This is a genomic window from Sinobaca sp. TMA16-18, from assembly GCF_059510535.1.
This window is the reverse complement of sequence record NZ_JCAKFM010000017.1, coordinates 1-903: the sequence shown is the minus strand read 5'-3', so window position 1 is coordinate 903 and position 903 is coordinate 1. Positions and strand designations below refer to the sequence as shown.

Sequence of the window (903 nt, the reverse complement as noted above, 5' to 3'; positions counted from 1 at the left end):
TGGTCTTACATTGCGCAGCAGGCCTTGCCTGCCGCGACTTGATATTTCGCGCGTTGTTTTCATTCCATTTTCAAAGGACACGTGGTGTTGCTGCTTCGCCTCAATTTAGCGACTTTATTAGTATACCAAGCTGACTTGAAGATGTCAATAGTTTATTTGGTGGAGCCTAGCGGGATCGAACCGCTGACCTCCTGCGTGCAAGGCAGGCGCTCTCCCAGCTGAGCTAAGGCCCCATAACTAGTGGTCGGGAAGACAGGATTCGAACCTGCGACCCCTTGGTCCCAAACCAAGTGCTCTACCAAGCTGAGCTACTTCCCGTTATAAAATAATGGTGCGCCCGAGAGGACTTGAACCTCTAACCTTCTGATTCGTAGTCAGATACTCTATCCAGTTGAGCTACGGGCGCATAAAAATGGAGCGGAAGACGGGATTCGAACCCGCGACCCCCACCTTGGCAAGGTGGTGCTCTACCACTGAGCTACTTCCGCAAAGCCTATAATAATAAAAATGGTGAGCCATGGAGGATTCGAACCTCCGACCCTCTGATTAAAAGTCAGATGCTCTACCAACTGAGCTAATGGCTCGTTCTATGAAAAAAATGGTGCCGGCCAAAGGACTTGAACCCTCAACCTACTGATTACAAGTCAGTTGCTCTACCAATTGAGCTAGACCGGCAAAAAAATGGTGGAGGATGACAGGATCGAACTGCCGACCCCCTGCTTGTAAGGCAGGTGCTCTCCCAGCTGAGCTAATCCTCCGTATAGATATTAAATTAATATAGCCCGGCAACGTCCTACTTTCACAGGGGGTCGCCCCCCAATTATCATCAGCGCACAAGAGCTTAACTTCCGTGTTCGGCATGGGAACGGGTGGGACCTCTTGGCTATCGTCACCGGACGGGTG

General features: G+C 50.7%; 7 tRNA genes and 1 rRNA gene. All 8 read right to left on the bottom strand.

The annotated features are described in order from the left end of the window. Positions 1–157 precede the first annotated feature (157 nt). A tRNA-Ala gene (locus AC5W14_RS16710) sits at positions 158–233 on the bottom strand. Between the two features lie 8 nt (positions 234–241). Beyond that, a tRNA-Pro gene (locus tag AC5W14_RS16705) sits at positions 242–318 on the bottom strand. Between the two features lie 11 nt (positions 319–329). Continuing rightward, a tRNA-Arg gene (locus AC5W14_RS16700) sits at positions 330–406 on the bottom strand. A 7-nt stretch (positions 407–413) separates the two neighbouring features. Continuing rightward, positions 414–488: transfer RNA gene (locus AC5W14_RS16695), tRNA-Gly, on the bottom strand. 20 nt (positions 489–508) lie between these two features. Next, a tRNA-Lys gene (locus AC5W14_RS16690) sits at positions 509–584 on the bottom strand. Positions 585–599: 15 nt separating this feature from the next. After that, positions 600–675, bottom strand: a tRNA-Thr gene (locus AC5W14_RS16685). Between the two features lie 7 nt (positions 676–682). After that, positions 683–758: transfer RNA gene (locus AC5W14_RS16680), tRNA-Val, on the bottom strand. Positions 759–780: 22 nt separating this feature from the next. Beyond that, positions 781–897 (bottom strand): 5S ribosomal RNA (gene rrf, locus AC5W14_RS16675). Positions 898–903 lie beyond the last annotated feature (6 nt).